The sequence below is a fragment of the Anaerovibrio sp. genome (assembly GCF_051866355.1).
In the GTDB taxonomy this organism is placed as follows: Bacteria; Bacillota; Negativicutes; order Selenomonadales; family Selenomonadaceae; genus Anaerovibrio.
This window is the reverse complement of sequence record NZ_JBJDWZ010000161.1, coordinates 1-8,368: the sequence shown is the minus strand read 5'-3', so window position 1 is coordinate 8,368 and position 8,368 is coordinate 1. Positions and strand designations below refer to the sequence as shown.

General features: G+C 51.1%; 7 protein-coding genes. All 7 read right to left on the bottom strand.

Features of this window, described 5'->3' with window-relative positions; genetic code table 11:
- Positions 1-28 precede the first annotated feature (28 nt).
- The 7 genes from ACI3UA_RS08340 to ACI3UA_RS08310 all read right to left on the bottom strand — a co-directional run bounded on the left by ACI3UA_RS08340 (position 29) and on the right by ACI3UA_RS08310 (position 7,902).
- Positions 29-868: a MurR/RpiR family transcriptional regulator gene (locus ACI3UA_RS08340; RefSeq protein ID WP_439724355.1), complete on the bottom strand. Its 840-nt coding sequence runs from the start codon at positions 866-868 to the stop codon at positions 29-31.
- A gap of 360 nt (positions 869-1,228) precedes the next feature.
- Positions 1,229-2,674: a 6-phospho-beta-glucosidase gene (locus tag ACI3UA_RS08335; RefSeq protein WP_439724354.1), complete on the bottom strand. Its 1,446-nt coding sequence runs from the start codon at positions 2,672-2,674 to the stop codon at positions 1,229-1,231.
- A gap of 183 nt (positions 2,675-2,857) precedes the next feature.
- Complete coding sequence (locus ACI3UA_RS08330) at positions 2,858-3,697, bottom strand: MurR/RpiR family transcriptional regulator (RefSeq protein ID WP_439724353.1); 840 nt, start codon at positions 3,695-3,697, stop codon at positions 2,858-2,860.
- Positions 3,698-3,923: 226 nt separating this feature from the next.
- On the bottom strand, positions 3,924-5,234 hold the full coding sequence (locus ACI3UA_RS08325) for a PTS sugar transporter subunit IIC (RefSeq protein WP_439724352.1): 1,311 nt from the start codon (positions 5,232-5,234) through the stop codon (positions 3,924-3,926).
- A 149-nt stretch (positions 5,235-5,383) separates the two neighbouring features.
- Positions 5,384-6,664, bottom strand: coding sequence for an S-layer homology domain-containing protein (locus tag ACI3UA_RS08320; RefSeq protein ID WP_439724351.1), 1,281 nt, complete (start codon positions 6,662-6,664; stop codon positions 5,384-5,386).
- Between the two features lie 321 nt (positions 6,665-6,985).
- Positions 6,986-7,582, bottom strand: a complete 597-nt coding sequence (locus ACI3UA_RS08315; protein WP_439724350.1) for a family 16 glycosylhydrolase — start codon at positions 7,580-7,582, stop codon at positions 6,986-6,988.
- Positions 7,522-7,902: a hypothetical protein gene (locus ACI3UA_RS08310; protein ID WP_439724349.1), complete on the bottom strand. Its 381-nt coding sequence runs from the start codon at positions 7,900-7,902 to the stop codon at positions 7,522-7,524. The genes ACI3UA_RS08315 and ACI3UA_RS08310 overlap by 61 nt, the downstream gene beginning before the upstream one ends.
- Positions 7,903-8,368: the final 466 nt, after the last annotated feature.

Below are 8,368 nucleotides of genomic sequence, written 5' to 3'. Positions count from 1 at the left end.
GGCTGGTGCGGGCACCCGTGTCCCGACGCTATATCACAAAATTCTTCTTGAGCCACTCGTCCCGCTGGCCCACGGAATCCAGCCCCCGCTGGGTAATCATGGCCGCCATCAGCATATCCACCAGATATCTGGCACATACCCACCAGATGCGGTAGCCCAGCGCTTCCACCCTGTCAGAGCTGGCCGATACCAGCACAAAATCCGCCAGCCGCCCCAGGGTTGAATCCTTTTCCCCGGTAATCAGCAGCATCTTGCCGCCCCGTGCCTTGATATTGTGGGCGGCATCCACCAGCATGCGGTTTTCCCCTGTTCTGCTGATGAGTACGTTAAAATGCTTTTTGGAGACATTTACGGACATAAAATACATCTGGGTATCTGCCAGCGGCACCGTATAGGATTTGCCCATAAAGACGAAATTGCTGGCGGCATGCCGCGCAATATTCAGGTTTTCATCCGTTGCATAAAAATCAATATGCTCCGCTTCCATAAGGTACTGCAGTACCTTCACCACATAGGATGGCTCCAGACGCGAATTGGTTTCCTTGATAGCGTTCAGCTCCATGCGCGTTGCCTTTTCAATGGCGTTGCGCACCGTATCCCGGCTGGTAAATACCTCGCTCTCCGAAGGCTGGTTCATGTACTGCATCATCTCTGCCAGAAACTGCACCTTGAAATCCGTATACCCTTCAAAACCCATTTTCTGGCTGAAGCGGACAATTGCCGACGGACTGGTATAGGTCTTTTTCGCCATCTGCCGGGTGGACATGGCCGCAATCCCCCGGTAGTTCTCCAGCATGAACTCCGCTATCATCTTCTCCGATTCCGAGTAGCCCTTCTGCTCTTTCAGCTCCTTGATTAATGTTGACATATAACGCCTCCCCCTAGCGCAAAAGCGCGCACTACAAACAGTACAGCACGGCCAGAACAACCCCCGGCCGCACAAACGGCATAGCTTTTGCCTGCCGTATACATATATCCTTTGCCTATCATTATATGTCATATCCGCATACCCGCGCAACCAATATATCACCTGCGGACTGCAGTCCCGGCAGTATCTGCCGTCCCTCGTTCCCCGTTCCCCCGCTGTCCCGCGGGATATTTTTTGCAATAGAAAGGACAGCCTGTGGCTTTGCGTACACAAATCTGTACCAGGCTGTCCTCCCCCTCTTTATAGCAATAACATTCTGAGAGGCTATCTGATATATTGAACGGCTCAGCTTATAGCTTGTCAGCCGATTTCAATCTCCCTTGAAAGATTTTCACCATTGGTTTCAATAACCCGCTTGTACCAGTAGAAGGATTTCTTCGGCTTGCGGTTCAGCGTGCCCTCGCCCTTGTTGTTCTTGTCAACATAGATAAAACCGTAACGCTTCTCCATCTCGCCGGTGCTGGCAGAAACGATGTCTATCGGCCCCCACGGGCAATAGCCCATCAGGGCAACACCGTCAATCTCCACGGCCTTCTTCATCTCGCTGATGTGGTTGGCAAAATACTCAATGCGGGCATCGTCGTGAATCATGCCGTCGGCTTCCTCATGCTCATGGAGGCCGATGCCGTTCTCCACAATCATCAGCGGCATCTCATAGCGCTCCTGCAGGACATTCAGCGTATAACGCAGGCCCACCGGGTCAATCTGCCAGCCCCAGTCGTTGGCCTTGACAAACGGATTTTTTACTTCCTTGCCGATATGGCGCTTGTCCTCGGAATCAAAGGCGCTGGCAAAGCTCATGTAGTAAGAGAAGCCCAGATAATCCACCTTGCCCTCCTTCAGCAGCTTCAAATCCCCCGGCTCCATCTGAATATGGGTGCCAAACCGCTCCCATTCCTTCAATATGTAGCTCGGATAATGGCCGCGGCACTGCACATCAGCAAAAACAAAGGTCCTGTCCATTTCCTTCAGTGCGGCCATCTGGTCAAGAGGCGCCGCACTGGCAGGATACACAGGGCATACCGCCATCATACAGCCGATGTACATATCAGGATTAATCTTGTGCCCCTCAATCACGGCCATGGCCGAAGCCACAAATTCATGATGGGCGGCCTGATACATGGCCTGATACCTGTCCTCGCCCTCCTGATAGCGGAGGCCGGAATCCTGAAAGGCATGATGATCGCTCATGCCGCCGATAACCTCGCGCTGATTGTTAATCTCGTTGAAGGTCATCCAGTATTTTACCTTGTCCCTGTACCTTTCAAAGCACACCTTTGCATAGCGGACAAAGAACTCAATCATCCTGCGGTTCCGCCAGCCGCCGTATTCATTAGCAAGATGCAGGGGAAGCTCAAAATGCGACAGGGTGACTACCGGCTCCATGCCGTACTTTTTCATCTCGTCGAAAAGGTCATCATAGAACTTTAAGCCTTCCTCATTTGGTTCCAGCTCATCGCCCTGCGGGAAAATTCTCGTCCAGGCGATACTGGTACGGAAGCACTTGAAGCCCATCTTCGCCAAAAGGGCGATATCCTCCTTGTAGCGATGATAAAAATCTATCGCCTCATGGTTCGGATAAAGCTTGCCCGGAATCACTCCATCCGTAATCTCGCGGGGAATTCCCGGCCCCCCTGCCGTCATTACATCGGCAACACTCGGTCCCTTGCCGCCTTCATTCCAGCCACCCTCCAGCTGGTGCGCCGCCACCGCGCCGCCCCACAAAAAACCTTTTGGAAACGCCATAGCTTTTTCTCTCCTTAAATTAAAAATTGCTTTCTAAAAAACTTCTCTGGTTCCTTGATTTATAGCAACATTGTAGCATTGCCGATAACGTCCCCACAACAAAGGGAGTGCCTTCTGCAATGACATTTCACAAAAAGCACTCCCGGCTTGAAACAAAGTTTCAGTTTTATGGATAGCAGAATTTTAATAATGAAAATGACTGCGAAGCCACCGTTCCCTTTCCCCTACAGCCTTAAAGCCCTTTCTGGACAGCAGGGCCGCAAAAATCACATCAATCACGTACTGGGAGCCAATCCAGAAGACCCGTGTCCACAGCTCCTCCAATGTAGACGCCGTCACCACCGGAAGCACCACATCCGCCATTCTGCCAAGGGTGGAATCCGGTGTACCCGTAATGAGAATAAACCTGCCGCCGTGGGCTTTCAGGTTTTTTGCCACATCTATCAGCATGCGGTTTTCCCCTGTCCTGCTTATGACAAAACCGACATGCCTCCTGCTTTCTCTGGATGAGGTCAGATACATCTGGGATATGGACATGGGAAGCGTATATCCCTTGTCCGCCATGCTCAGATTCACGGCCGCCAGATTGGCAATCTGCACATTGTCATCCGTGGCATAAAAATCCACATGTTCTGCCTCAATAATCTCCTTTACTGCCTTGACCACCAGTACAGGCTCCAGATGCATGTGGGTTTCCTTGATGGCACTCCTTTCCATGCAGGCCACCTTCTCCATCAGGATACGCACTGTATCCTTGTTGGTAAACGTATCATCCTGCCTGTTTTCATTGACATATTCCATCATTTCCGTCAGAAACCGCACCTTGAACTCCGTATACCCCTCAAAGCCCATGCGCTTCGTAAAACGCACAATGGTAGATGCGCTGGTATATGTCAGCTGGGCCAGCTGCCTTGTGGACATGGCCGCAATACTGCGATAATTCTCAAGCAGAAAACCGGCTATCTCCTTCTCCGAATCAGAAAATCCATCCTGCGCCTTTAGTGCCCTTATCAGCCTGGACAAACTATCATCCCCTCCTGCAACAAAAATTTGCCTGATTATGTCCCCTGTTATATCTCCCTGATTATTTTAGCAAAACATGTTAAAACTTGTCAAAATATACTATAAGAACAAAAAATTATCCGATACATCCAACCGATATCCAAACACCTCAACAGGCTGTGCCAAAACAGCCGTCTGTTTTTATGCAACAGCCTGTTTCGGCACAGCCTTTCTATAAGGGGACGGACTATGCTAAATCATTCATTGTCTTTTCTTCCTCAAGACAGGTACTATCAAGCCTCTTGACAAAAGGCAGGTAAATTACTACCGACAGGGCAAGGTTTATCAGCTGAATCACTGCACCCTGCCAGCCATCCAGCAGGAGCCCCGCAATCACAGGCGGCGTAGTCCACGGTACCTGAATAGCCCCCATCGGTGAAAGAAAGCCTGCCAGCATGGCCATATAGGTGATAACGAAGGCGGCCACAGGCACCAGGATGAACGGTACCAGAAGCAGGCCGTTAAACACTACCGGCAGGCCGAAGATAATCGGTTCATTGATGTTGAACAGCCCCGGCACTGTAGCCATTTTGGTCAGTGAGGTAAGCTGTTCGGATTTGGCCACCATATAGGAGGCAATAATCAGTCCCAGGGTCATGCCACAGCCGCCGGACTTGACGAACACATCAGAAACCTGAATCGTCATGAGCTTGGCGGCAGGATTGCCGGCCAGCGCCAAGCCTGCATCCAGCAGGGCCTGATTATCCAGCGAGTTGGCAATCAGCATCGGGTTTACCACGCCGCCCACCACATTCGGGCCATGAATACCTGCCCAGAACAGTACGCTCTGCAGTCCCACGATGATGGAACCGCCAGCCAATGTATCGGACAAGCTCTGCAAAGGCACCTGAATGGCGCTGAACAAAAGCTCCGGCGCAGAGGTATTGGCGGCAAAATGACATACGCCCCACACCAGTGCGGCCAGCGTAAACACCAGAAAACCAGGTGTCAGCGCCTCAAAAGCCCTCACTACGCCGCCCGGCACAGAATCAGGCATCCTGATGCCGATGTGATTCTTGACGCAGTAGCAGTAAATGCGGCTGGTGATGTATGCCACAATCAATGCAGTAATAATACCGTTGGAACCAGCCCAGTTTTTGGAAATCACATTCCCTACCACCTGTCCGTCCTCCAGCACAATCTCCGGAGGCAGCACTATCACAAAGGCCGACAGGGCCAGCCCTGCGGCTGTCATGCCGTCAAGCCCTTCGTTGGAAACATACTTGTAGGCGTTGCACACCACGATAATCAGCGCCAGAATGCTGAACGTACCGCCACTGACTGCAAACAGCGGTGCAGCCCAGTCCTTGCCAAACATGCCGCTCATCAGCTCGTTCCAGCCGGGAATCGGCAGGCAGGCAATCAGCAGAAACAACGACCCGCAGATGGTAAAAGGCGTGGTCATGATGAAGCCGTCCTTGATGGCCACCACCGCCTTTATCTGCGCAAAGCGGTTCATCACTTCAAGAAATTTATTAAACATTTCCTGTCTATTCATTTGCTACCCCTCTATTCAAAAACTTTTTTATCTGCCATCTGCCCCGGCCGGAGCAGATGGCAAATCCCCAATTTTACCTACAGCTTTCACCTGTAACTCATATAGCTTCTATCTGTACCCTATAGATTTCACCTGTGATTTCCCTGAAATCAGAAGTGGAAGTCCACCTGGGTGCGGAACAGCTTGCGGTCAAACTCCCCTTGCGCATCGTGGTTCTTCTGCTGGGAGTAGAAGGTTTCCCACTCGATGTTCTTGTATGGCACATACTTTACGCCCAGCACCCAGCCCTTGGCATTGCCCGGCAGGGAGCCCCATTCATCATCATGGGAATAATCGCCGTGATGCCCAAAATCAAACCAGCGGCCATAGATGCCGAAGGAGCCTTCATCGCTCAGGTCAGTGCCCTTGTAGTTCAGGCGCACCTCCTTGCTGGTATTGCCGGAATCAGCGTTGGTGCGGGTATAGGTGCCAATCAGCTCAACATTTTTGGCAACCTGTGCCTTGGCCTCTGCCGCCCACATATTGCTCATGCCCTGCTCCGACACACCGGCCGCATTCTTGCTCTCCGTATTGTGGGCGTAGGTCAGGCTGGTTTCCACTGCATGCCCCAGCTTGCCTGTCACATTCAGGCCCGCAATGGTAATGTCACTGCCCTTGGCCATCGTCACAAGGTCACCCTGCCGCGGACGGAGATAAAATGCCTTGGCATTCCAGCCCTCGGCAAAATCAGTATCCACGGAAATACCGTCAGCAGCATGGCCGAATGGCACATTCTGGAAGCCCAGTCCCCACCACTTGGCACCGGTGGTAACGTTGACCTTGCCTATCTTTCCTTCAACCCAGATGCGCTGGAAGGTACCATCCTGATCGTTGGAGCCGTTGTCCCCTTCGCGCCAGGACTGATTGACTGTCCAGCCCTTCCGGGTCTCGCTCTGGAAGTGAGCATCCCAGCCAGGTGCTACAGCCATCTTGCCTTCCAGATTCATGTAAAAATGCTTGTTGTTGTCATCGCCTGCGCGATTTTCAAGGCTGTCGCTGTCATACTTGGCACGGACAAAGCCGCTGAGCATTACATTGTCCAGACGCTTCTCGATGGAATCCACTCTTGCATCGAGCCGCTCCAGCTCACTGCTGTACTCAGCTTTCAGCATTTCCACCAGCCCTCTGGTCTTCAGGTCTGCTTCCTTGGAATTTTCCACTGCCCTGGCTACAATAGCCGCCATCTCGTAGCGGCTCATGGCACGTCCACCCTCAAAGGTCCCATCGGGATTCCCCTCGATAATGCCATCCTGCGCCAGCATATCAATAGCCGCATAGGACCAGTGATCCTTCGGCACATCGGCAAGGCTTCCCTCTGCTGCCAAAGCCGTCCCACTGATACCCGCTGCCAGAGCCAAAGTAACTGCTGCACTCAAAAACTTCTTTTTCATGAAATACTCCCCTTTTCTCTCAAACTGCGATATTCCTCACGCCTATGACGAAAAGCTGACGCAGGAAGCTGCTACCCCGTTTCCAGTTCCCTGCCTCGTTCCCTTCCGTCTGGATAAAGAATAGCATATTAGAAACTGCTTAGAAACAATTTGAAATCATGGTCGAACAATATTCGATGAAATTTTGTTCAAGGATGAAACAGTGTTGCAGGCTATTTTTTTGCACGATAAAACGGCAGCCAGCTTGGGGAGGACAGGCTGCCGTTTCGGCGTGTAAAAAATAGGAAATAAAAATAGGGTTAGTATATCACACGACTAATGTTATTTAGCCGGAGTGAACTTCATCCACTTGTACTCTGCCTGAACAGGGAAATTGGAATCATCCACGGGATTCAGCCAGGCATCAACGCCGCGGCCTGCCCACAGATTAGCCATAATCATGCTAGGGGTCACAGGAATATTTTCAGTTACCTTGTGAACCTCCTTGCCATCCACGTACCAGGTGATGGAATCAGGCTGCCAGTCAAAGGCATACACATGGAAGCCCTCGGTGGCATCAAAGCCCAAATCACACAGATACTCATGGTTTCCCTGACTGTTGGTAAAGTAGTTGAACTGGGCCTTGGTGGTGTCCTTGCCCAAAAACTCAATATCAATCTCATCCCACTGGGTAGGAGGATTGTCGTAAGGACCGGTGTATGTGAAGAAGGACGATACAATACCGTCGCTCTTGGCCGGCTTCATACATACCTCGTACAAACCATAGTGGTATCTGTTCTCGGTCTTGGTGCGGAACTCTGCACCGGAGTAGTTGATGGTAGGATCGGACCAGCCCGGGCCATCCTCCACATCAAGATTCAGCTGCATGCGCTTGCTGTTGAAAGTGATGTTGTCCTGATACCAGTTGGTATCAAACATGGCACCGTTGGTCCAGCCGTGGGAAGCATGGACATCATATCACCACCACCAACGTCCACATTTACCACATTGTTACTAATATCACTGTAACTACTGCTTAATAACTTTCCTCCCTCTCCTAACATGACGCCCGTTGCCCACCAACCACCTGCATAGTAATGGGTAGTATCGTCTGCCGGAGTGCTGGCACCGGGCTCTTTGCCACCTATTACGTAGGTTTCCGCATTGGCAACGCCACAATCCACAGTGTACGCATTACCAGCAACCATCAATCCCAATAGCACCTGAGCTGCCAAAGCCTTCTTTTTCCCTTTTAACATAAATACCTCTCCTCTTCTATCCTATGATTCCAACAATTACTTGTCTGGCATGAAACATCCTGTTGCTTACAGCACGCACTCAGGCGGCTATGACTGTACCGTTGCAGGCATGTATATGAGCCTCGCTTCTTAACGAATTCGAGCCGCAAGGCGATGAATGAGTTTAGCAGCGTGAGGCTCATGTTCATAGCGCGAGCGTGCCTGCAATGGTATTGCCATAGCCGCCCGAATCACCGCTCCCACAACCTGCATGTACCACTGCACGCTGTACATTGCACATTGCACATTGCACATATCACGGCATGCACCACACAAACCAGGACTTTCATACCAATAAATCCTTACAATCCCACTATACCAAATCAAAACTTCCTATGAAACACTTCCAAATAACACCGAAGCACCGTTACAGAAATAAATTTTCCCCACTGTAACAGCGATTTTCTTTTAAGAGCAAAAAATAAGG